The sequence below is a fragment of the Sphingobium sp. UBA5915 genome (assembly GCF_002431195.1).
Lineage (GTDB): Bacteria > Pseudomonadota > Alphaproteobacteria > Sphingomonadales > Sphingomonadaceae > Sphingobium > Sphingobium soli.
The window spans coordinates 37,338-58,217 of sequence record NZ_DJDV01000053.1 but is presented as its reverse complement, the minus strand read 5'-3'; the positions used below and the strand labels follow the sequence as shown (position 1 = coordinate 58,217).

Genomic DNA, 20,880 nt, shown 5'->3' with positions numbered 1-20,880 from the left:
AACGGCTTTTGTATGCAATTGCATACTTACGCTAAGCTGCGCGGGGTGGAAAGGAATTTTGCATGGTGGATGTCAAAGCGGTGAAGACGCCGACCCGGCGACGGGACCGCGAAGCGAGCCGACGCGCGCTCCTCGACGCTGGCATCGCGCTCTTTTCGCAGCAGGGCTATGACGCCGCGACCACGCGCGCCATTGCCGCCCATGCGGGGCTCAACGAACAGCTCATCACCCGCTATTTCGGGGGCAAGGCGGGGCTGCTCTCCGCAGTCTACGCCCATTTTCTGGAACGGCGCGACAATGATGCCGCCTATGCCGCGCTGCCCCCGTCTGGTTCCGCGCAAGAGGAGATCGGTCGTTTCCTCCACTGGAAGCATGATCATCTGCACGACATCGCCCGTCTGTTGCAGATCGTGCTGCCCCAACTGGTGCGCGATCCCACGCTTGCCCCCGGATTCGACAACAGCATCACCCAGCGCGGCGCCATCATCCTGGCCGAACGACTGGATGGACTGAAACGCGCGGGCAAAGTCAGGGCCGATGCCGATACCGCCCGCGTCGCCCAGCTTGTCGTGTGGCAGTCGCTCTCGCTCTCTTTCCTCATGCGCCGCTTCGCAGGCGACCGCGACCGCGAAATCCTGCGCCTGATTGACGTTTTCGCGCAGGAAATGGGGGCAGGCCTGGCGACCGGCTGAACCCATCAGCCGTCCACTTGCTCCAGCGTTTTGACATGGCCTCGGGCATCATAGGTTCGCAGCGCGTCAAATCGGGCCTCACGGACCAGATCGGCCCAGGCGGGATTGGCGATCAGCGCCCGGCCGACGCCTGCCAGGTCGAAGTCGCCCCGGTCGATCATCCGCGCCAGCAGGCCCAGATTGTCGGCTGTAACTGCGCTGGTCGCGCTGCTCCCGCCACCCAGGAAGGGTGATTCCAGGCCGATCGATCCCACCGTCATCGCCGCCTTGCCGGTCAGCTTCTTTGCCCATCCGGCCAGATTCAGCGGACTGCCGTCAAATTCGGGCAGCCAGAAACGACGTGTCGAGGCATCGAATATATCGACCCCGGCATCGGCCAGCGGTTCCAGGATGCGTGCCAGGTCGGTCGGCGTGTCGGCGAGTTTTCCAGCATAATCCTGCGCCTTCCACTGGGAAAAGCGGAACAGGATGGGAAAGTCGGGGCCCACCGCGACGCGCACCCCTGCGACCAGTTCGACCGCGAAGCGGATGCGGTTTTCCAGGCTGCCGCCATAGGCGTCCTCGCGGCGGTTGGAGCGTTCCCAGAAGAACTGGTCGAGCAGATAGCCATGGGCGCCATGGATCGCTACGCCGTCGCACCCGACCTCCTTGGCCGCTGCCGCGCCGCGGGCAAATGCACCGATCACGCTGTCGATATCATGCTTCGTCATGACCTCCGCAGGGCGCCGCGGCTTGGTGGGCGCAGGCGCCGTGCCTGCCGCCGCCTCGGCGCTCAGATCCTCGTCGGTCAGGGCGGACGCCGATATATTGGGTGCATCGGGGTTGGCCGTGTGGCTGCGCCGCCGCGACAGGCCCGTATGCCACAGTTGCGGGACGATCGCGCCATCCTGTGCGTGGACCGACGCGACCACGGATCGCCATCGCGCCAGCGCCGCCTCGCCATAGAAATGCGGAATCTTGCTCGAATAATGGGCCACCGGATGCCCGACCGCAGTGCCCTCGGTGATGATGAGTCCGGTGCCGCCCGCGGCGCGGCGCGCATAATAATCGTCCACCGCTGGCTCGAGCACGCCGTCGGGCGCGAACTGGCGCGTCATGGGCGACATGACGATACGGTTGCGCAGCCGCATCGTCTTGCAGGCGAAGGGCGCGAACAGAGGGGAAAGGTCCGGTGTGTCGGTCATGCGCAGTCCTCAAAAGCTCTTGGGCAATCCCAGGACATGTGTGGCGACATGGCTCAGGATCAGGTTCGTGCTGATCGGCGCAACCTGGTACAGCCGCGTTTCGCGGAACTTGCGCTCGACGTCATATTCCTCCGCGAAACCGAAGCCGCCATGCGTCTGGATGCATTGATCGGCCGCATACCAGCTCGCTTCCGATGCCAGCAGCTTGGCCATGTTCGCCTCGGTACCGCACGCTTGGCCTGCATCAAACATCGCCGCGGCCTTGTCGACCATCAGGGCCGCCGCCGACAGTTGCACATGGGCGCGGGCGATCGGGAACTGGACACCCTGATTCTCGCCGATCGCCCGACCGAAGACAGTGCGGTCTTTGGCATAGGCGGAAGCGCGATCGATGAAGAAGCGGCCGTCGCCGATACATTCGGCCGCAATCAGGACGCGTTCGGCATTCATGCCGTCCAGCACATATTTGAATCCCTGCCCCTCGATCCCGATCAGGTTGTCCACCGGCACCTTGAGGTCATCGAAGAATAAAGCTGTCGTCGCATGGTTCAGCATGGTGCGGATCGGCTGGATGGTAAGTCCGTTGCCCTTCGCCTCGCGCATGTCGACCAGCAACAGGCTCATGCCCGCAGACGGCTTGGCGCCTTCATCGCGCGGAGCCGTGCGGCACAGCAACAGCAGCAGGTCCGAATGCTCGGCCCGGCTGATCCATATCTTCTGGCCGTTCACGACATAATGATCGCCGTCGCGCCGCGCGAAGGTACTGATGCGGGTCGTGTCGGTACCTGCGCCCGGCTCGGTCACGCCAAAGGCCTGGAGCCGCAGCGCGCCCGCGGCGATCGCCGGCAGATAGCGGGCCTTCTGCGCCTCGCTGCCATGTTTCAGGATGGCGCCCATGGTGTACATCTGGGCGTGCGCCGCGCCGCCGTTTGCGCCGGACCGATGGACTTCCTCCAGCACGGCACAGGCCGCCGACAGGCCCAGGCCCGACCCGCCAAATTCTTCCGGGATCAACATGCCCAGATAGCCCGCTTTGGTGAGAGCCTCGACGAAGGCGGTGGGATAGCGGCGCTCGCGATCGAGCGCGCGCCAATATTCGCCGGGGAATGCAGCAACCAGCTGGCGGACGCCGTCCCGAATTTCGGGATAAGTCTCCGCGGGCGATTCGTGCGTCATCGGTGCGGCGTCCCTCTTCCTGGCTTCCGTTACCGCGACGCTGTTAGCAAGGGCGGGTGACAATGGGAAGCAACATCGCTAGCTAAGTAGACTTTGTTGTTATATGAGACCGGCGAGTTGTTGGATCTGCAATGGCCACGGCCCGCATGTGGAAGAGGAGCGCAAGACGCTGATGGAAGCCGGAAGCTTTGCCGATCGCAGCCTGAGCGAGGCGTTCGCCCAGGGTGCGCAGATCCACGGGGCCAGCTGGGTCGCTGTCTCCTCGCAGGTTCGGCCGGGCAGGCAGACTCTGACGCAGGTCCACGAACAGGGGTTGCGCTTTGGCGAACATTTGCGCGCCCGCGGCATCGCGCCGGGGGATGTCGTTGCGGTGCAACTGCCCGCCTGGACCGAATGGATGATCGCGGCGGTCGGAATCGCCCATGCGGGCGCGGTACTGTTACCGGTCGTCTCCATCTATGGCGCGAAGGAACTGCGCTTCATCCTGGCCCAGTCGCGCGCCCGGCTCATCGTCACCCCCGACCGTTGGCGCAAGGCGGACTATGCCGCGACGCTGGCTGAGGCCGGGGAACTCCCCGCGCTTACCACGCACGTCATGATCGGCGATGCCGCGCCCGGCACGGTGCCCTGGGACGCCATGCTCGCCCCGATCGCGATCGGCCCTGCAGCTGCGCGCAGTCCGGACGATCTGGCGATTCTCGTCTACACCTCCGGCACCACGGCCGATCCCAAGGGCGTGAAGCATTCCGCGCGCACGCTTCTGTCCGAAGTCGACGCGATCGCCTGGTCGCGCCGGGATCTGGAGGATGAAATCGCCTTCTGTCCCTGGCCGCCGGGCCATGTCGCAGGCGCGTTCCAGTTGATGCGCTTTCTCGTTACCGGCGCGCCGGTGGTGCTGATGGACCAATGGGAACCGGGCGAAGCGGCGATGCTGGTGGAAAAATACCGTATCGTCTCCTCTTCCTTCACGCCCTTTCATCTCTCGGGCCTGCTGGAAGCTGCCGAGCGAGACGGTCGCGACCTCTCCAGCCTGCGCAGCTGCATGGTGGGGGCGGCACCGGTGCCGCCCAGCCTCATCACCCGTTGTTCCGCGCACGGGTTGAAGACCTTCCGCTGCTATGGGTCGAGCGAACATCCCACCGTTACCACCGGGCATCCCGGCGATTCGATGGAAAAGCGCCTGACGACCGAAGGACAGGTGATGCGCGGATCGGAAGTCGGCTTCGTCGATGATGACGGCCACAGGGTGCCGGACGGGGAAGAAGGCGAGCTGATCGTGCGTGGCCCCGAACTGTTCCTTGGCTATCTCGACGATTCGCTCGACGCTGCCGCCTTCCTGCCTGGTGGCTGGTTTCGCACCGGCGACATCGGCCGACTGGATGCCGATGGTTTCCTCATCATCACCGACCGAAAGAAGGACGTCATCATTCGCGGGGGCGAGAATATCTCGTCACGGGAGGTGGAGGATCTGCTCTTCACCCATCCCGACATTGCCGAAGCCTCTGTCGTCGCCGCGCCCGACCCGCGGATGGGCGAAGTCGTGCGCGCCTACGTGGTGCCCCGACCCGGCGCGTGCGTGGACCTTGAATCGGTCCGCGACTTTTTCGCCAAGGCCGGTATCGCGCGGCAAAAGACGCCCGAACAACTGGTCCTGGTCGATGATTTTCCGCGCAACAGCACGGGGAAGATATTGAAGCATGAATTGCGCGCACGAGCGCGTGCGGAAGCAGGAAAGGAAGCCGCGTGAGCGATCTGGTTACCGTCGAGAAGGACAATGGCGTCGCGGTCGTGACGCTCAACCGCCCCGAAGCAATGAATGCGCTGTCGAAGGCGTTGCGTTCGCGCCTCTATGAAGTGATGACGCAGATCGATAGCGACGACGACGTGCGCGCGGTGATCCTGACCGGCGCGGGCGAGCGGGCCTTCACCGCCGGTCTCGACCTCAAGGAACTGGGTTCGCAGCCGGGCGCGCTCGGCGCCGCCAATGCTGAAGGCGCGGACGAAAATCCGGTCAAGGCGATCGAGGTCTGCACCAAGCCCGTCATCGGCGCCATCAATGGCGTCGCCATTACCGGCGGGTTCGAAGTCGCCTTGGCCTGCGACGTGTTGATCGCATCGACCAATGCGCGCTTTGCCGACACCCATGCCCGCGTCGGCATCCTGCCCGGCTGGGGCCTGTCGCAGAAGCTCTCCCGCATCATCGGCATCAGCCGCGCCAAACAATTGTCGTTCACCGGCAATTTTCTGGACGCAGCGACGGCCGAACGCTGGGGACTGGTCAATCAGGTCGTCGCGCCGGAGGAGTTGATGCCGCGCGCGCGCGCGCTGGCGGCCGACATGGCCAGCATCGAACCGCGCATGATGCTCGCCTACAAGCAGTTGATCGACCAAGGCTATGCCGCCAGCTTCGGCGATGCGCTGGCGATCGAGCACCGCATTTCCTCGGCGGCCAATGGCAAGGTAGCGCCCGAAGATGTCGAGGCGCGCCGACAGGCTGTGCAGGCGCGCGGCCGCGGGCAATAGACGGGGCCGGTCAACGGGTGGACGCGCTTTCATTCTTCGTTCGGAACGGCACATCCTTCGTTCCGCAGGAGGCTGCGCGGGGCTGGTGGCGCCATGATTCGCTGCATGGGCGTGCCTTGGTCGGGCTGATGGGCGCTGAAATCGCGCTTAGACACGGTGCGGCCGACTGGGTGCCCGCGCGTTTCACGATCGACATGGTCCGCATCGCGCCTTTCGCCCCGGCCCGGATCGAGACCCATGTCGTGCGCGCGGGGCCGCGCATGGCGCTGGTCGAAGCGACCATGATGGTGAACGACGCGACCGTGGCGCGTGCGACGATGCAATTCCTGCGGTTCACGCAAGCGCCTCCCGGTCGCGTCTGGGCGCCGCCGCCCTGGGATGCGCCTGATCCCGCCGCCCTGCCGCCGATGCCGGATGGAAAGCAGCCCCGCCATTTCGAAATTCGCGCGATTGCAGGCCATCTGGGCGCCGTCGCGCCCAAACGGCTGTGGCTGCGCGAAACGCTGGCGCTGGTCGCCGGCGAACCGCTCGGGCCCTATGCCCGCGTCGCGCTCGCCGCCGACTTCGTCAGCGCCTTCGTTCACGCGGGCGACGCAGGGATTCGCTACATCAACAGCGACGTCAGCCTGCACCTCCATCGCCCGCCGCAAGGGGAATGGATCGGCTTCGAGGCGACCGGGCATGAAGCGTCGGACGGCATAGCGGTCGGACATTGCCGGATCCACGACCGCAACGGCGCGATCGGCTTCATCGCCTGCACCGCGCTTGCGAACGAACGGCGCAAATAGGCCTATTCCGCCGGCATCGGGCGATCCGATCGGCGGCGTCCCGTCATTGCCAGCAGCAATATGATGGCGACGATCAATGCGGCCAGCGCGAAATATTGCCCGCGCAGGCCGAATATCGCCCGGGCCGGCGCCAGCACGAACGGGCTGGCCGCCCCGCCCAGATACATGCAGGTCATCATCAGGCCCACGGCATGGGGCAGCACATCCTTGGGCGCGCGCTGCATGGTCCAGGTCCACAGCGTCGTCAGCCCGACGCCCACACCGATGCCGCTGATCCCAAGCCCCAGCGCGAATTGCCATTGCGCACGGGCGGCCCCGACGATCAGCATCGAACCCGCTACCAGCAGGAACACGATCCGCATGGCATTGGCCGGGGTCAGGCGGTTCGCGACATAGCCGAATCCCACCGACGCCAGCGTCACGGCGGCGGCGTTGACCATGAATACCAGCGCGATCTTCGCATGGCTTGTGATGCCGACGTCGCTCATCAGGAAGGTCGTCTGGACATTGAACAGCAGCATCAGGATGAAGAGAGCGAGCGCGATCAGGTAGATGGGGGTTACGGGCGCCAAGCGACGCAGGCGCGCGATATGGCCCGGCTGTGTGCCCAGCGGGGGCGTCGCCACGGCGGGCAGGGGGCGCAGCAGCAGGATCGGAAGCAGGAAGAGGATGCCGACCAGCCCGTGCAGAAGGAAGGGCGCGCGCCACCAGGCCGAAGCGACCTGCCCGGCAATGAACAGGAAGCTGATCCCCGCGATCGCCCCGGCGCTCACCAGCCACCCGTTCATGCGCGCGCGATCCTTGCCGGTAAACCACGCCGCGATCAGCGTCGTGCCGCAGGTAATCATCGTGCCGATCGCACAACCCATGACGAACCGGCTGCCCAGCAGCAGCAACGGCTGGTCGATGAAGGCACCGGCCGTGCCGAACAGGGCGAACAGGACCAACGCGCCCAGATGCACGGGTCGGATGCCGATCATGGCGATCAGCAGGCCTGAAAACAGCCCCGACAGCATCACGCCCAGCATCGGCAACGTGCTCGCCAATTGCGCCAGGAACTGGCCGCGCGTGCCGCCGCCCAGCAGCCTTGCCAGATCCGCTAGGATCGGCGGCAACGCATCGTACAGCAGGGCGGCGGCGGCATTGCCGCTCAGAATCGCCGCGATCAGCAGTATCCGACGCGCGGCCGACAGCTGGCGCGCGGGGGAGGGGCCGGTCTCGGCGCTCATGTGGTCGACACTGTGCATCCTGCTCTCCTTGACTGGCGCCCGTTCTGTCTTCCCCTTCGCTGCGACCGGTCGGGTCGGGATCAGCGGGACAGGAAGCCGGCGAGGCGTCCGTTGATGATGGTCACCGCGTCGGCCATGATTCTGTCGATCAGGTCCTGGCAGCTGGGTATGTCGTGAATCAGCCCCTGGACGAGGCCGGCAGTCCAGATGCCATGATCGGGATCGCCATTATCCAGGCCTTCCTTGCCGCGGGCGCCTTTCACCAGATGGGCAACCTCCTCAAAGGGCAAACCCTTCGCCTCGGCGGCGAGCACCTGCTCGGTGATCGCATTTTTCGCCACGCGCGCACTGTTGCGATAGGTTCGGAAAATCAGGGCGGTAGAACGTTCGTCTGCGGACACCATCGCCCGCTTTATATTCTCGTGGATCGGCGCCTCCTTCGTGGCGCAGAAACGAGTGCCCATATTGATCCCTTCGGCACCCAGGGCAAGCGCGGCGACCAGGCCGCGCCCGTCGCCGAAGCCGCCGCTGGCGATCATCGGGATCTTCACCTTGTCAGCGGCGGCGGGGATCAGGATCAGGCCGGGAATATCGTCCTCGCCCGGATGGCCGGCACATTCGAACCCGTCGATGGATATGGCGTCCACGCCCATCTTCTCGGCCGACAGAGCGTGGCGCACGGCGGTGCATTTATGCACGACCTTGATGCCGTGCGCCTTGAAGGCATCGACATGCTCCTGCGGCTTGTAGCCTGCGGTTTCGACGATCGATATGCCTTCATCGATGATCGCCTGCCGATATTGGGCATAGGGCGGCGGGTTGATGGACGGCAATATGGTCAGGTTCACGCCGAACGGCTTGTCGGTCATCGTGCGACATCGTGCGATCTCGCGGCGCAGTGCGTCAGGAGTCGGTTGCGTCAGCGCGGTCAACATGCCCAGGCCCCCAGCATTGGAGACAGCTGCCGCCATCTCGGCGGTTCCCACCCATTGCATCCCGCCCTGGACGATGGGATGCTCGATCCCCGCCAGTTCGGTAAACCGGGTCTTGATGCGTATGCCGGGGCGTTCGATGACGGCTTGTGATTCAACTGGCGACATGCTTTCCCTCCCGCTATTCATCTCCTGACCGTCCTTGCCGTGCAATGCGGCGCAGGGCAAGATGTTTAACCAGGTTATATGGGAGGTGGGCGATCACCGAGCGCCTGACAGATTGCGAGCGCACGATCGGTCTGCGCATCAGCCTCGCCGCCCGTTTGCAACGCAAGCGGTTCGACATGCGCGCCCGCACCATGGGCATGACGCTGGCCCAATGGCGGGCCATCCATGCCGTCAGCCGTGCCGAAGGGGCGACGCAGCGCTCCATCGCGGAAGCAATGGATGTCGGCGATGTGACCGCCAGTCGGCTGGTCGATCGGCTGGTGGAAAAGGGCTGGATCGAACGGCGCGTTGATCAATATGATCGCCGCGCCCACCGTCTGTACCTCACCCCCGCCGCCACACCGCTGCTGGCGCAACTCACGATGCTTGGCGAGGATGAGCAGCGCAACCAGCTGGCAGGGGTGACGCGTGAGGAGCTGGCCATGGTCAGCGATATACTCGACCGGATGATTGCCAATCTCGAGCAGGCTGATCTCTCAGCGGGGCTGCCGGCCTGCGAGTCGATGGATATTGATTGACATATATCACTAAGTAATATTGCTCTTTGCGCCATTCTTTGCGATGGAAATGGTTTGATTCCCCGCGGGCGAAACATTCGCCCCTTGCTGCAAAGGCTCCGCGATGACGCTCGAATTCCCCCAGCCCGCCTACATGGCCGATGAGGAACTCACCATGTTCCATGATGCGGTCGGCAAGTTCCTGGACCAACATGCTCCCGCCGAGCGGATGGATAAATGGCGCGAGGACGGTCAGGTGGAGCGCGCCTTCTGGCGCGAGGCGGGCGCAGCCGGCCTGCTGGGTGTGTCCGTGCCGGAGGCCTATGGCGGCCATGGTGGAGATTTCCGCCATGATCTGGTCGTCGTGGACCAGATTTCGCGCAAGGGCACGGAAGGCTTCGCCGCGTCGCTGCACAATGTCATCGTCGCCCCTTATATCCAGCTGCACGGGACCGAGGAACAGAAGCAGCGCTGGTTGCCGCGGATGGTGACGGGCGATCTCGTTGCCGCCATCGCGATGAGTGAACCGGGCGCCGGGTCCGATCTCCAAGCGATCCGCACGACCGCGCTCAAGGACGGGAACGGCTATCGCATCAACGGGTCCAAGACCTTCATCTCCAACGGCCAGATCGCCGACCTGATCGTCGTCGTGGCCAAGACGGACCCGTCGAAGGGCGCGCGTGGCGTCTCCCTGCTGGTGGTGGAAACCGACGAGGTGGAGGGCTTCCGTCGTGGCCAGAATCTCGACAAGATCGGGAACGAGGCGCAGGACACGTCCGAACTGTTTTTCGACGATGTCTGGGTTCCGGCGCAGAATCTTCTGGGTGAGGAGGAGGGCAAGGGCTTCTTCCAACTGATGGCGGAACTGCCACGCGAACGGCTGCTGATCGCCATCACCAGCGTTATCGTTATGGAAAAGGCCTTGGCCCTCACGATCGACTATACCAAACAGCGCAAGGCCTTTGGCCAGCCGGTGTTCGACTTCCAGAACACCCAGTTCAAGCTTGCCGAAATGTACAGCAAGGCACGGATCGCCCGCACCTTCGTCAACGATTGTATCGAAAAGGCAATCGACGGCACGCTGGACGGCACCACGTCCGCCATCGCCAAATTATGGGCGACCGATACCGAATGGGAAATTGTCGATCAGTGTCTGCAACTGCATGGCGGTTACGGCTATATCAATGAATATCCGATCGCCCGCATGTTCCGCAATTCCCGGATCAGCCGCATCTATGGCGGATCGAACGAAATCATGAAGATGCTGATCGCCCGGACGCTCTGAAGACGGCGTCATTCAAAAAAGGGCCAGCCGGTCGCTGCCGGCTGGCCCTTTTTTCCGTCCGCGATCCGCCTTGCGGCGCGCCCTGCGATCAGTTCAGTTTCGACACTTCCTGGCGGCTGAGCGAGGTCATCACGCCATCTTCGGCCACGATCACCTTGTCGGCGGGGATCGTCACGAATTTGGAACGGTAGATCAACTGGACCGAGCCATCGGGATAGACGCGGTCGATCTTGCCCAATCGTGCCTTGGCCGCGTCACGGATGATCGCGCCTTCCTTCGGCGGATTGGCGGCGGTCTGCGCCATCGCGGGCGAGGCAACGGTGATCGCGGCGGCAAGAGCAAGAATGAAGCGCATGGATTTTCCCCTCTGTTCCAAAGCCGCGGGACTCGGCGGTCACGGCGCGGCACTCAAATAGTGAGCAAGCATAGCATTAGCTCACTCAATATTGTCAAGCCCAATTGGTGCGGAGCAGCATGACGGGCGCGCGAACCTAAGGATCGCTCCTGCGTGCAGCCTGTGGTCCGCAAGGAGCGAAGCGATCGCCCGCGACGAGGCTAGAGAAAGGCGCGCAGGGTCGCGATGAATTGATCGAACTGGTCGTGATGCAGCCAGTGACCGGCATTGTCGAAGGTCTGGACCGACGCATCGCGGAAATGCGCCGACAGTCCATTTTCGAGCGGGTTTTCGGCCCAGCTGTCATTACCATAGCATAGCAGCGTCGGGCAGCTGATGTTGCCCCACAGCGCGTGCAGTTCCGCAGGGCTGATGTCGAACGGTGGCCCGCTCCGCACATAATTGTCGAATTTCCAGCTGAAGCTGCCATCCTCGTTCCGGGCGACGCCATGCACGGTCAGGTGCCGCGCCTGCGCCTCCGTCAGATGACTGTTCTCCGCCAGCATCCGCGCCAGCGCCTGCTCGATCGAGGCGTAACGGCGCGGCTGGCGCGCGGCCAGACTGCGCCGCTCCTCGATCCAGTCCCGCCACAGCGTGTTGAAGGGCCTCTCCACGCCCATGCCGGTCGCGGCGGAAGGCAGGCCCAGCCCCTCGATCGCCACCAGCTTGCGCACATGTTCGGGATAGAGGCCGGTATAGCGCAGCGAGATCGCGCCGCCCAGCGAATGGGCGACGATCGTGACCGGCGCCTCACCCTGCTGGTGGATCAGCTGGGCCAGGTCGCAGATGAAATAGGGCATGGTATAGGCCCCGTCCGGCGACCATGCACTGTCGCCATGGCCGCGCAAGTCGGGGCAGATGATGTGCCAGTCGTCGCGCAGCGCGTGCGCCACTTGGTCCCAGCTACGCGCATGGTCTCGCCCGCCATGGATCAGAATCAGGGTCGGAGCCTGCGCATTGCCCCAGTCCAGATAGTTGAGCCGCAGCCGCTGCGACACGAAGCTGTGCGATGTGGGACCAAGGGGTTGTAGCGTGGACATGGCGATATTCCCCAATGGCGTCAGTCGTGCAGGATGACGGTTTCCGACAGGGGCGCCCGGTCGGTGATTGCCGCAGCAGACGGATGATCCTCGTCCGGATAGCCGAAGCTGAGGCCGAACAGGCATATCAGTTCGTCGGACGCGCCCAATTCGCGCTTGATCGCGCTGGCATAATGGCTGAGCGCCCCCTGCGCGCACGATCCCAGACCATGGGCCGTCAGCGCCAGCATCAGCGTCTGCGCGTACATGCCGACATCGGCCGCCTCGCGCAGCCCGAAATAGCGCGGCATGAAGAAGAATGCCGCGTGGGGTGCGTCGAACAGCTCGAAATTGCGCAGGAAGGATGCTTCCCGCGCCTCCGGATCGTTGCGACCCACGCCGGTCGCCTCGAACAATGTCACGGCGGAACCGATCCGCCGCGCCTTATATTGATCGACATAGGTCGACGTCAGCGGCACGTCGGGATCGATCTGTCCGGCCCTCGCCTGTTCCAGCAACACATTGCGGATGCGCGCCAGCGATGCACCCGATACGATATGCGTGGTCCATGGCTGCGCATTGCAGTTGGACGGTGCGCGCCCGGCTACGGTGAACAGCCGCGTGATCAGGTCGGCGGGCAGGGGCGTCGGCAGAAATGCGCGAACCGATCGTCGCTCGGCGACGATGCGGTCATAGATGTCGGCACGGCTATCAACCCTGCTCCTGTCGATGATCTCGGTCATAATGCCTCCCATTGCCGCTCTTACGGCGTGTCTGATATAAGGGTGCGCGCTGGCGCACGAGGGGGTCTGCCGCGACTGAACCACCGTTCTGCCCGGCTTGTCCCCCAACGGCAACCGGCGAAATGCGGCCGGACCCTTTTCCAGCAGGCGATGACCGCGGCCGATGCCGGATCACGCCGGGCGCCACAGTCGATCTATCGCCGGTCAGGCCGCGTCGCTCTCTGCGTTACGGATGCCGGCCAGATCGCACGCATAGCCTTTTTTCCGTTCCACCTCCATGCCGCGCAGGATCTGGATACGTTGTGCCTGCGGGCTGCCCGCGCCGTGCAGCGATTCCGTCAGATACCCCACCGCATTGCGGCCCAGCGTCATATTCTCGACCAGCCGCAACATGCGCTGGCGGAATTCGATCGGCACGTTCGCGCGGCCCTGGAAATATTTCTTCAGCATCGGGCCCGCGACGTCATGGTCGAAATCCTGCTCGCTGGGCAGCGTCACCATCAGACCGCCCGCCAGATCCTGCGCCAGCCGACTGATCTCATAAGGAAAGCGGGTGACATTATGCTTGCACACATTGGCCAGCATCGCGTCGTTCATGAAGATACCCGACGGCAACGGCTTGGCCTCATGGCTGGACGCGATGGCGGACGAAAAGATCGTTTCGTTGAGATGCGTCATCTCGACCAGCTTGTCCTTCACATGGCTGGCGGCGTCGGCGCCATTATAGTCGGCGATCGCGGCGGCCGCGCCCACCATCACGTCGCCCAGCCCCGTTTTGCAGACATAGGAGGCACGATGATAGGCGGTGAAACGCGCGACCATCTCCTGCGCGAATTCATATTCGCCATCCATCAGCACATGCTCGTGGGGAATGAAGACGTCGTCGAACACGACCAGCACTTCCTGCCCGCCATATTGCGCGTTGCCCTTGTCGATGTCGCCTGCTTCCATCGCCCGCGTGTCGCAGGACTGGCGACCATAAATATAGGTGATGCCCTCCGCATCGCCCGGCACCAGCCCGACGACGGCATAGTCGCGATCCTGCTCGCCCATGTTCATCGTCGGCATCACCGCGATCCAGTGGCTGTTGAGGCCGCCGGTCATGTGCGCCTTGGCGCCCTGGACATAGATGCCCTTCTCGGTGCGGCGGCTCACGTGCAGGAACAGGTCGGGATCGGCCTGCTCGCTCGGCCGCTTGGACCGGTCGCCTTTGGGGTCGGTCATGCCCGCGCCCAGGATGATGTTGTTGCGCTGGGCCTCCTTCATGAAGTCCAGATAGCGTCGATGGTAGGATGTGCCGTGTTTCTGGTCGATATCATAGGTGATCGAATGCAGAACGCTGATCGTGTCCAGCCCCGCGCAGCGCTGGAAACAGGTGCCGGTCAACTGGCCCAGCCGCCGCTGCATCCGGTTCTTCATCACCAGATCCTGCGGACTGCCTACGATATGCAGGAAACGATTGACCGGCGCATCGATCAGCAACGAATGGGCGGTCGCCAGTTCCGGGTCTTCCACCGCCAGGTCATAGGTGCGTTTCAGCGCATTGATGGACGGGCGGATGATCGGATGGTCGACCGGTTCGGCTATGCGCTCTCCGAACAGATAGACGGTCACGCCACGATTGCGCAACGACTCCACATAGTCTTCGCCCGTGGCGATTGGCGCAAAGCGCGCCCAGCGCTCTGCGGCGCTCTCCTCGCGGCGCTGCACGCCGGTGTCGATGCGGTCGGGAATGCGGTCGATGGTGGTGGCCATGATGATCTCCTCGGATCGTTTCTCGCCCTACCCGGCGAAACGAATAGGGCTTAGTCTAGGCTTCCCTGTCGGACGCCAACAGGTCAGTATGAGCGACTTAAACTCACCAAATCGGGCAGAACGATATGGCCACGATCGACCGCTATTATTTCCATGTGTGCACCGATGGCGCGCGCCGCCGGGGCGTGGACGTCGACCATCTTCTCCGCGCAGCGGGCATCGCGCCCGCCCAGCTCCATGACCCCGCCTGGCGCGGCGATGTCGATGCGATGGCGCGCCTCGTGCGCAGCATATGGCGTGCTCTTGGTGACGAATATATGGGCTACACCGCCCATGCCATGCCGCTCGGCGCCTTCGCCTTCGCCTGCGAAGTCGCGCTCGCCGGCCCCAGCGTCGCCGACGGCTTGCGCCGCGCGATCCGCTTCTACAATCTCGCCAGCCAGGACATCCACACGGTCGCGCACGACAGTCACGATCGTCTGGCCATCGCCGTCCGCTTCGCCGAACCGCAGCGCGACCCGACCCATTATTTCAGCGAATTCTGGCTCATCATCTGGCATCGACTGGCTTGCTGGCTGGCGGGAGAGACGGTGCCGATGCTGGAAGCGCGCTTCGATTATCCGCGCCCGGACGGCTATTTCGAGGAGTTCAAATATCTCTTCCCCTGTCCCCGGGTTTTCGACGCAACCGATCGCGCCATCGCCATGGATGCCCATGCGCTCAGGGCTCCCGTGCGCCGCAGCAGAGATGAACTGGCGGAGATGCTGCGCGACGCGCCGCTCGCCATGATGTCGATCCCCGCGAGCGACCGCACCCTGTCCCGCAAGGTACGCCTCATGCTGGCGCAGGACCCGGCGCTGGGTGCGGATGGGGTGGCGCAGGCGCTCACGCTCCACCCTGACACGCTGCGCCGCCGCCTGCGTTCGGAAGGAAGCAGCCTCACCACCATTCGCGAAAATGTCCGTCGCGACGCGGCCACTCGCGCGCTCGCTGGCACTGGGCGCAGCGTGGAAGCGATCGCGGCTGCCCTGGGCTATGCCGAACCGCGCAGTTTCACGCGCGCCTTCCATGCGTGGACGGGCATGAGTCCCTCCCGCTACCGCGCCCGCCATGGCGTCGGGCAGGGCGTCGAATTGTCTGCGTGACCCCGAATTCGATCCAGCGTTCCGCTTCGTCGCCGCCGCCGCGCGAATGCTGTCATCCCCTATACCGTCACCCCAGCGAACGCTTGGCTCTCAGGCGATGGCGCGCTACGCTTGGGGCAAGCGCCAAGTTGAACTGCTGCGCCCCTCCGCACGAAACCCCAGCGTTGGCCTTCGGCCGCCCTTCGGGTCGCTGGGGTGACGGGATTTTCATGTCCCTTTCCCGGGAAACATCGTGCGAAACCGCCATTCCGTGTCCCACCTATCCCCGCCGCGGCATCCAAATCGCCGCGCCAACAAAACGCTTCCAATGTAGGATTTCATTTGCTTCAAACTGTCGGATGACAGTCCCCGACTCGCCCCAGATCATCATTCCATTCACACCCGTGCCGCTCGCCCGGCAGCGGCATGATGGCTGGACGCGGCGCACGCAGCAGCGTTTCATCGACGCGCTTGGCGCGCTCGGTTCAGTGGGACAGGCGGCGCGCGCCGTCGGCATGACGCGGGCCAGCGCCTATCGGCTGCGCGCGCGCCCAGGCGCGGACAGTTTTGCCGCAGCCTGGGATCAGGCGCTCGACATTGGCCGCGCCCGGATGTTCGACGTCGCCATGACTCGCGCGCTCGACGGGCATACGACCATCCGCATCACGCGCGGCGGAGCCTTCACGCTGGAGCCGGGCGTCGCGCGCCATCTGGTGGCGGCGGCGATCCGGGACGCGCCACCGCTGCCTGCATCAAAAGCGCCATAAGGTGACAGCGGCCTGGGCGTCTTGCGGTGCCTTTGTCACCTTAAACCGCTTCTCCGCTTCAGTTGCGCAGCACCCATCCGCCATCGATATTGATCGTCTGCCCGGTGATCCACGCCCCTGCGGGCGAACAGAGCAGCAGCAGCGCGCCGACCAGTTCGTCGGGCTGGCCCTTCATCCGCAGCGGGATACGCATCTTCATCATGTCTACCAGCGGCCCTTCGTCCGGGGTCAGCATCTTGCCCGCGTCGCTCTGGGTCATGCCCGGCGCAATGGCGTTGACCGCGATGCCCTTGGGGCCAAGCTCGGTCGCCAGCGTCGTGGTCAGTCCCAGCATCGCGACCTTGCTGACGCCATAGGCGGTCTGCGCCGGAAAGGCGCCGGCCGACAACTGGTTGACGATGCGCCCGTTCCCGCTTTTTTCAAGAAGGGGCAGGGCGGCGCGGCAGCAATTGACCGCGCCCTGCAAGTTGACCTCCATCAGCCGTCGCCACGCGTCCACCGGCATGTCGAGCAGCGGGGTGCCGACCGATTCCACCATCAGCGCAGCATTATTCACCAATATGTCGACGCCCCCGAATTCCGCCTGTGCCGCCGCGACCATGGCATCGACGGCTGCAAGATCGGTGATGTCCACCTGAACGGCGATCGCCTTGCCGCCCGCCGCGACGATCTCGTCGGCGACCAGATGGGCGCCCTCGCCATTGATGTCGGCGACAACCACGGCCGCCCCGGCCGCCGCCAGCCCCGTCGCATAGGCGCGGCCGATGTTATTGCCTCGGCCCCCGGCGCCGGTGACGATCGCCACCTTGCCGTCCAGCCGATAGTGTTCGATCGAAAATGTCATGTCGGGTCTTCCTGCTCAGGCTGGATTTCAGGCGATGGTGACGGTCTTGTAGTGCAGGAATTCGTCGATCCCGGCCTTCCCGCCTTCCTTGCCGAATCCGGAAATGCCGATGCCGCCAAAGGGCGTGTGGGCGTTGATCTGGGTCGCGCCGTTGACATAGACGCCGCCCGCATGAAGCCGTTCGGCCAGCCGATGCACGCGTTTCAGGTCATTAGACTGGATATAGGCCGCCAGCCCATATTCGCTGTTGTTGGCGATGGCGACCGCCTCGTCCTCGTCATGGAACTTCATGACGACCAGCGCCGGTCCGAAAATCTCGACCTGCGCAATCTCGCTGTCCGGGTCGGCATCGGCGATGATCGTCGGTTCGACATAATTGCCCTTGGCGAGATCCCCGCCGCAACGAGCGCCGCCCATGAGGAAACGGCCCGATCCTTTCGACCGCACCCGGTCGAACATGCCCAGCACCCGCTCGACCGCCGCGGCGTTGATCAGCGGGCCGACCTGCGTTCCTTCCTCGAACGGATTGCCGACCTTGTAGCGGCTGGCGATCGCCGTCAGCTTTTCGAGCACGGCGTCATAGATATCGGCATGGACCAGCAAGCGCGTCGGCAGCGCGCAGCCCTGGCCGGCCAATATGCCGATCGTCCAGAAGATAGCCCGTTCGCAGGCCGCGTCCACGTCCGCGTCCGGGAACAGAAGGCTGGCCGACTTCCCGCCCAGTTCCATGATCGACGGCTTGATCCGGTCGGCGCAGGCCGACATGATCTTGCGCGCAGTGGTCGGCCCCCCGGTGAAGGTGATGAGACCGACCTTGGAATGCCGCACCAGCGCTTCACCCGCCTCCCCCGTGCCCGGCAGGATCGACAGCACGCCGTCGGGCACGCCTGCTTCCTGTGCCAGCCGCGCGAACAGTTCGGGCGCGAAGGGCGTCAGTTCGGCCGGCTTGACGATCACGCAATTGCCCGCCGCCAGCGCCGGGCCGACCTTCATCCCCAGCGAGATCAGCGGCCCGTTCCAGGTGATGATGATGCCTACGATGCCGATCGGTTCGGGAACGGTGTAGGAAAATTCGCCGCGCGTATCGAGCGTGGAGATCATTTCGCCCGACAGCTTGTCGCACCAGCCCGCATAATAGCGGGTCCAGGCGACCGCTGTGCCGACGCTGCCGGTGCCCATCATCAGCGGCGTGCCGCCATCCAGCGCCGCCATCTTGCCGAATTCCTGCGCATTCGCCTCGATCAGGTCGGCCAGCCGGTTGAGGATGGCGCGCCGCTCTTCCGGCCGGGTGCGGCGCCATTGTTCGCGGACCGATTCGGCCTTGGCGACGGCGCGTTCGATTTCCGCCGGGCCGGCCAGCGGGATGCTCTTCTGCACGGCGCCGGTGACAGGGCTGATATGGTCATGGGTTCCGCCCGAACCGGACGAAAGGCTTTCGTGGCCGATGTGCAGGCTGACGTCGGGGGCTTCCAGATTCATGGCAATTCTCTCCTGGCGCATGACGATGGTCCACGTTCGATTCGGGACTCTCGCATAAGTAAACAGTGGTATACATGGCTTGTCAATTGCGCCTTGCACTGACATCATCGCCCGCGATGGCAGACAAAAAACGAGATGCGGAAGCGACCCGCGAACGTATCCTGCTCGCGGCGCGGCAGATTTTTTCCCGCCATGGCTTCGGCGAAACCGGCGTGCGCGACATCGCCCGCCGTGCCGATGTCAGTCCGGGTCTCGTCAGCCGCTATTTCGGGTCTAAGGAGGGGCTGTTCGAAGCCGCACTGGAATCGGTGTTCGACCATCGTGTGCTGACGGGCGTACCGCGCGAGAATTTCGGCCATGCCTTGCTGGAACGGCTGATCGAGCGCGACGAGAGCGGCGGCCATCCGCTCAACATGATGATGCTCTCGACCTCGGATCAGGGCGCGCGTGCGATCACCGAAAGGCTGGTACGCACAAAGCTCGCCGCCCCGCTTGCCCAATGGTTCGGCACCAGCGATGCGGAGGACCGGGCTGCCCGGCTGCTGTTGGTGACGGCCGGCCTCTTCCTTTACCGGTCGGTATTCCCGCTTGACCCGTTGACCGGCGAACTTAGTCCCGGCATCCGCGGCTGGCTGGAATCCGAATTGCAGGCAATTGTCGCGCCTTGACGCTTCGGCCTGTTCAAACATAGTTGACCTATATATCTATGTTGGTCCAAGGCGTGCAGACTCAGGAGCAGGGCGAAAGGCTGAAATATGGACATTGCAAGGCTTTTCGACATCAGCGGCAAAACCGCCCTCGTCACGGGCGGATCGGGCGGCATCGGCTATATGATCGCCACTGCGCTGGCGCAGGCAGGTTGCAAGGTCTTCATCTGCTCCCGCAAGGAGAAGGATATAGAGGCCGCCGCCGACCGCTTGCGCGCCTTTGGCGACGTGACTGCCATCGCCTCTGACGTTGGCAGCGAAGCGGGCGTGACCAAGGTGGCGGATGTCGTGAATGCGGCCGGCCCGCTGCACATTCTCGTCAATAATGCGGGCACGACCTGGGGTGCGCCGCTTGACCAGTTTCCTCGCGCCGGCTTCGAAAAGGTGCTCCAACTCAACCTGCTCGCCCCTTTCGAGATCACCAAGGCGCTGTTGCCCGCCCTGCGGGCCGCCGGTACGGCGGAGGATCCCGCGCGCGTCATCAACATCGCGTCGATCGACGGGATGCAGGTGCCGCTCTGGGAAAGCTATCCTTATTCGGCGACCAAGGCGGGCCTCATCCACATGGGCCGCCATATGGGCAAGTTTCTCGCGGGAGAGCATGTCAGCGTGAACACGATCGCACCGGGCTTCTTCCCTTCGAAGATGACCGCGTCGGTCGCCGATTTCGACAATGAAGCGGATATGGCTGCTGCCGCTTCGCCCCTCGGAGCGCGGATAGGCACGGCAGAGGATATTGGCGGCGCCGTGATCTACCTGTCGTCGCGAGCAGGCGCTTGGTTGTCGGGCGTCACCATCCCGGTCGGCGGCGGCCGCGGGACCATCGACAATTGAAGGAATGGGATCATGAGCAAGCCGATCGTCGTCACGGGGGCAGCGGGCATATTGGGAGCGGCCGTGGCCGCGCATCTGGCCAATCAGGGCCTCTCCGTCGTCGGGCTCGACCTGGCCGATAGCGCCGCCGATTTTCCTGGCATCTTCATCGGCGGCGTCGACTTGACCGATACGCAAACGACCCACGCTGCGTTCGCCCATCCCGCGCTGTCATCCGGCATAGCCGGCCTTGCCAGCATCGCCGGCGGTTTCCGTTGGGAAACGGTGATGGAAGGCAGCCCGGACAGTTGGGATTTCCTCTACCGTATTAATGTCCGTACCGCGCTGAATGCTGCCCGCGCCGCCGTGCCGCTGATGCCGGCGGGAGGCGCCATCGTCCATGTGGGGGCGGCCGCCACGGCAAGGGCCGCCATGGGCATGGGCGCATATACCGCGAGCAAGTCCGGCGTCGCCCGCCTCACCGAAGCGCTCGCCGAGGAGCATAAGGGGCAGGGCATTCGGGTCAACGCAGTGCTGCCTTCGATCATGGACACGCCCGCCAACCGCGCCGACATGGGGGATGCTGACGCTGGCAAATGGGTGACGCCGCTCGAACTCGCGCAGGTCGTCGCCTTCCTACTGTCCGATGCCGCTTCCGCGATCACTGGCGCCAGCCTGCCCGTCACCGGCCGCGTCTGATC

The 20,880-nt window shown here is 64.4% G+C and carries 21 protein-coding genes; 11 read left to right on the top strand and 10 right to left on the bottom strand.

Annotated elements, in window-relative coordinates; genetic code table 11:
* Window positions 1-62 precede the first annotated feature (62 nt).
* Window positions 63-692: a TetR/AcrR family transcriptional regulator gene (locus tag B2V90_RS07755; protein ID WP_066856806.1), complete on the top strand. Its 630-nt coding sequence runs from the start codon at window positions 63-65 to the stop codon at window positions 690-692.
* 5 nt (window positions 693-697) lie between these two features.
* Here B2V90_RS07755 and B2V90_RS07750 read toward each other — a convergent pair whose 3' ends face one another.
* Window positions 698-1,876 (bottom strand): 12-oxophytodienoate reductase, encoded by a 1,179-nt coding sequence (locus tag B2V90_RS07750; protein WP_228221244.1) that lies wholly within the window; start codon window positions 1,874-1,876, stop codon window positions 698-700.
* A gap of 9 nt (window positions 1,877-1,885) precedes the next feature.
* Window positions 1,886-3,052, bottom strand: a complete 1,167-nt coding sequence (locus tag B2V90_RS07745) for an acyl-CoA dehydrogenase family protein (protein ID WP_066856801.1) — start codon at window positions 3,050-3,052, stop codon at window positions 1,886-1,888.
* A 148-nt stretch (window positions 3,053-3,200) separates the two neighbouring features.
* Here B2V90_RS07745 and B2V90_RS07740 point away from each other — a divergent pair, with 148 nt between their 5' ends.
* From B2V90_RS07740 to B2V90_RS07730, 3 genes are read left to right on the top strand one after another with little or no spacing between them, the layout of a single operon-like run.
* Window positions 3,201-4,799 carry a class I adenylate-forming enzyme family protein gene (locus B2V90_RS07740; RefSeq protein ID WP_228221245.1) on the top strand — a complete coding sequence of 533 codons (1,599 nt, stop codon included), beginning with the start codon at window positions 3,201-3,203 and terminating at the stop codon, window positions 4,797-4,799.
* Window positions 4,796-5,575 (top strand): enoyl-CoA hydratase, encoded by a 780-nt coding sequence (locus tag B2V90_RS07735; RefSeq protein ID WP_198162829.1) that lies wholly within the window; start codon window positions 4,796-4,798, stop codon window positions 5,573-5,575. The genes B2V90_RS07740 and B2V90_RS07735 overlap by 4 nt, the downstream gene beginning before the upstream one ends.
* Before the next feature lie 17 nt (window positions 5,576-5,592).
* A complete protein-coding gene (locus B2V90_RS07730; protein ID WP_066856798.1) occupies window positions 5,593-6,363 on the top strand; it encodes a thioesterase family protein in 771 nt (256 codons plus the stop codon).
* Window positions 6,364-6,365: 2 nt separating this feature from the next.
* Here the strand turns inward: B2V90_RS07730 and B2V90_RS07725 are convergent, their stop codons facing one another.
* Both B2V90_RS07725 and B2V90_RS07720 read right to left on the bottom strand, forming a co-directional pair.
* On the bottom strand, window positions 6,366-7,610 hold the full coding sequence (locus tag B2V90_RS07725) for an MFS transporter (protein WP_084438984.1): 1,245 nt from the start codon (window positions 7,608-7,610) through the stop codon (window positions 6,366-6,368).
* Between the two features lie 62 nt (window positions 7,611-7,672).
* Complete coding sequence (locus tag B2V90_RS07720; RefSeq protein WP_293920880.1) at window positions 7,673-8,650, bottom strand: NAD(P)H-dependent flavin oxidoreductase; 978 nt, start codon at window positions 8,648-8,650, stop codon at window positions 7,673-7,675.
* A 218-nt stretch (window positions 8,651-8,868) separates the two neighbouring features.
* Between B2V90_RS07720 and B2V90_RS07715 the strand changes: the two genes are divergently transcribed.
* Together B2V90_RS07715 and B2V90_RS07710 are read left to right on the top strand one after the other, a co-directional pair.
* On the top strand, window positions 8,869-9,270 hold the full coding sequence (locus B2V90_RS07715) for a MarR family winged helix-turn-helix transcriptional regulator (RefSeq protein WP_228221247.1): 402 nt from the start codon (window positions 8,869-8,871) through the stop codon (window positions 9,268-9,270).
* 103 nt (window positions 9,271-9,373) lie between these two features.
* Window positions 9,374-10,534, top strand: coding sequence for an acyl-CoA dehydrogenase family protein (locus B2V90_RS07710; protein WP_066856791.1), 1,161 nt, complete (start codon window positions 9,374-9,376; stop codon window positions 10,532-10,534).
* A gap of 88 nt (window positions 10,535-10,622) precedes the next feature.
* On the opposite strand, the gene B2V90_RS07705 is transcribed toward B2V90_RS07710, so the two are convergent.
* From B2V90_RS07705 to B2V90_RS07690, 4 genes are all read right to left on the bottom strand, one after another.
* Complete coding sequence (locus tag B2V90_RS07705; RefSeq protein ID WP_066856787.1) at window positions 10,623-10,889, bottom strand: hypothetical protein; 267 nt, start codon at window positions 10,887-10,889, stop codon at window positions 10,623-10,625.
* 200 nt (window positions 10,890-11,089) lie between these two features.
* The gene (locus B2V90_RS07700) at window positions 11,090-11,968 is read right to left on the bottom strand and encodes an alpha/beta fold hydrolase (RefSeq protein WP_228221248.1); all 879 of its coding nucleotides are present in this window, start codon (window positions 11,966-11,968) and stop codon (window positions 11,090-11,092) included.
* Between the two features lie 20 nt (window positions 11,969-11,988).
* On the bottom strand, window positions 11,989-12,690 hold the full coding sequence (locus tag B2V90_RS07695) for a nitroreductase (RefSeq protein WP_228221249.1): 702 nt from the start codon (window positions 12,688-12,690) through the stop codon (window positions 11,989-11,991).
* 204 nt (window positions 12,691-12,894) lie between these two features.
* Window positions 12,895-14,445, bottom strand: a complete 1,551-nt coding sequence (locus tag B2V90_RS07690; protein WP_228221250.1) for a 4-hydroxyphenylacetate 3-hydroxylase family protein — start codon at window positions 14,443-14,445, stop codon at window positions 12,895-12,897.
* A 125-nt stretch (window positions 14,446-14,570) separates the two neighbouring features.
* On the opposite strand from B2V90_RS07690, the gene B2V90_RS07685 reads away from it, so the two are divergent.
* Window positions 14,571-15,590, top strand: a complete 1,020-nt coding sequence (locus B2V90_RS07685) for an AraC family transcriptional regulator (protein ID WP_228221251.1) — start codon at window positions 14,571-14,573, stop codon at window positions 15,588-15,590.
* Between the two features lie 338 nt (window positions 15,591-15,928).
* Window positions 15,929-16,336: a hypothetical protein gene (locus B2V90_RS07680; protein ID WP_066863706.1), complete on the top strand. Its 408-nt coding sequence runs from the start codon at window positions 15,929-15,931 to the stop codon at window positions 16,334-16,336.
* Window positions 16,337-16,394: 58 nt separating this feature from the next.
* Here the strand turns inward: B2V90_RS07680 and B2V90_RS07675 are convergent, their stop codons facing one another.
* Both B2V90_RS07675 and B2V90_RS07670 read right to left on the bottom strand, forming a co-directional pair.
* Entirely contained in the window at window positions 16,395-17,180 is a 786-nt protein-coding gene (locus B2V90_RS07675) for an SDR family oxidoreductase (RefSeq protein ID WP_228221252.1), read from the bottom strand.
* A 27-nt stretch (window positions 17,181-17,207) separates the two neighbouring features.
* Window positions 17,208-18,659 carry an aldehyde dehydrogenase family protein gene (locus B2V90_RS07670; RefSeq protein ID WP_228221253.1) on the bottom strand — a complete coding sequence of 484 codons (1,452 nt, stop codon included), beginning with the start codon at window positions 18,657-18,659 and terminating at the stop codon, window positions 17,208-17,210.
* 116 nt (window positions 18,660-18,775) lie between these two features.
* Between B2V90_RS07670 and B2V90_RS07665 the strand changes: the two genes are divergently transcribed.
* The 3 genes from B2V90_RS07665 to B2V90_RS07655 all read left to right on the top strand — a co-directional run bounded on the left by B2V90_RS07665 (window position 18,776) and on the right by B2V90_RS07655 (window position 20,878).
* Window positions 18,776-19,327 carry a TetR/AcrR family transcriptional regulator gene (locus tag B2V90_RS07665; protein WP_198163007.1) on the top strand — a complete coding sequence of 184 codons (552 nt, stop codon included), beginning with the start codon at window positions 18,776-18,778 and terminating at the stop codon, window positions 19,325-19,327.
* 87 nt (window positions 19,328-19,414) lie between these two features.
* Window positions 19,415-20,200 (top strand): SDR family NAD(P)-dependent oxidoreductase, encoded by a 786-nt coding sequence (locus B2V90_RS07660; protein ID WP_228221254.1) that lies wholly within the window; start codon window positions 19,415-19,417, stop codon window positions 20,198-20,200.
* Window positions 20,201-20,212: 12 nt separating this feature from the next.
* Window positions 20,213-20,878: an SDR family oxidoreductase gene (locus B2V90_RS07655; RefSeq protein ID WP_228221255.1), complete on the top strand. Its 666-nt coding sequence runs from the start codon at window positions 20,213-20,215 to the stop codon at window positions 20,876-20,878.
* Window positions 20,879-20,880 lie beyond the last annotated feature (2 nt).

Excerpts from the sequence above, each read along its gene's own strand:
- B2V90_RS07680 (WP_066863706.1), top strand. The coding sequence starts at position 15,929 with ATGACAGTCCCCGACTCGCCCCAGATCATCATTCCATTCACACCCGTG.
- B2V90_RS07670 (WP_228221253.1), bottom strand. The coding sequence starts at position 18,659 with ATGAATCTGGAAGCCCCCGACGTCAGCCTGCACATCGGCCACGAAAGC.
- B2V90_RS07750 (WP_228221244.1), bottom strand. The coding sequence starts at position 1,876 with ATGACCGACACACCGGACCTTTCCCCTCTGTTCGCGCCCTTCGCCTGC.
- B2V90_RS07715 (WP_228221247.1), top strand. The coding sequence starts at position 8,869 with ATGCGCGCCCGCACCATGGGCATGACGCTGGCCCAATGGCGGGCCATC.
- B2V90_RS07660 (WP_228221254.1), top strand. The coding sequence starts at position 19,415 with ATGGACATTGCAAGGCTTTTCGACATCAGCGGCAAAACCGCCCTCGTC.
- B2V90_RS07665 (WP_198163007.1), top strand. The coding sequence starts at position 18,776 with ATGGCAGACAAAAAACGAGATGCGGAAGCGACCCGCGAACGTATCCTG.
- B2V90_RS07725 (WP_084438984.1), bottom strand. The coding sequence starts at position 7,610 with ATGCACAGTGTCGACCACATGAGCGCCGAGACCGGCCCCTCCCCCGCG.
- B2V90_RS07675 (WP_228221252.1), bottom strand. The coding sequence starts at position 17,180 with ATGACATTTTCGATCGAACACTATCGGCTGGACGGCAAGGTGGCGATC.
- B2V90_RS07700 (WP_228221248.1), bottom strand. The coding sequence starts at position 11,968 with ATGTCCACGCTACAACCCCTTGGTCCCACATCGCACAGCTTCGTGTCG.
- B2V90_RS07685 (WP_228221251.1), top strand. The coding sequence starts at position 14,571 with ATGGCCACGATCGACCGCTATTATTTCCATGTGTGCACCGATGGCGCG.
- B2V90_RS07710 (WP_066856791.1), top strand. The coding sequence starts at position 9,374 with ATGACGCTCGAATTCCCCCAGCCCGCCTACATGGCCGATGAGGAACTC.
- B2V90_RS07655 (WP_228221255.1), top strand. The coding sequence starts at position 20,213 with ATGAGCAAGCCGATCGTCGTCACGGGGGCAGCGGGCATATTGGGAGCG.
- B2V90_RS07755 (WP_066856806.1), top strand. The coding sequence starts at position 63 with ATGGTGGATGTCAAAGCGGTGAAGACGCCGACCCGGCGACGGGACCGC.
- B2V90_RS07690 (WP_228221250.1), bottom strand. The coding sequence starts at position 14,445 with ATGGCCACCACCATCGACCGCATTCCCGACCGCATCGACACCGGCGTG.
- B2V90_RS07705 (WP_066856787.1), bottom strand. The coding sequence starts at position 10,889 with ATGCGCTTCATTCTTGCTCTTGCCGCCGCGATCACCGTTGCCTCGCCC.
- B2V90_RS07695 (WP_228221249.1), bottom strand. The coding sequence starts at position 12,690 with ATGACCGAGATCATCGACAGGAGCAGGGTTGATAGCCGTGCCGACATC.
- B2V90_RS07745 (WP_066856801.1), bottom strand. The coding sequence starts at position 3,052 with ATGACGCACGAATCGCCCGCGGAGACTTATCCCGAAATTCGGGACGGC.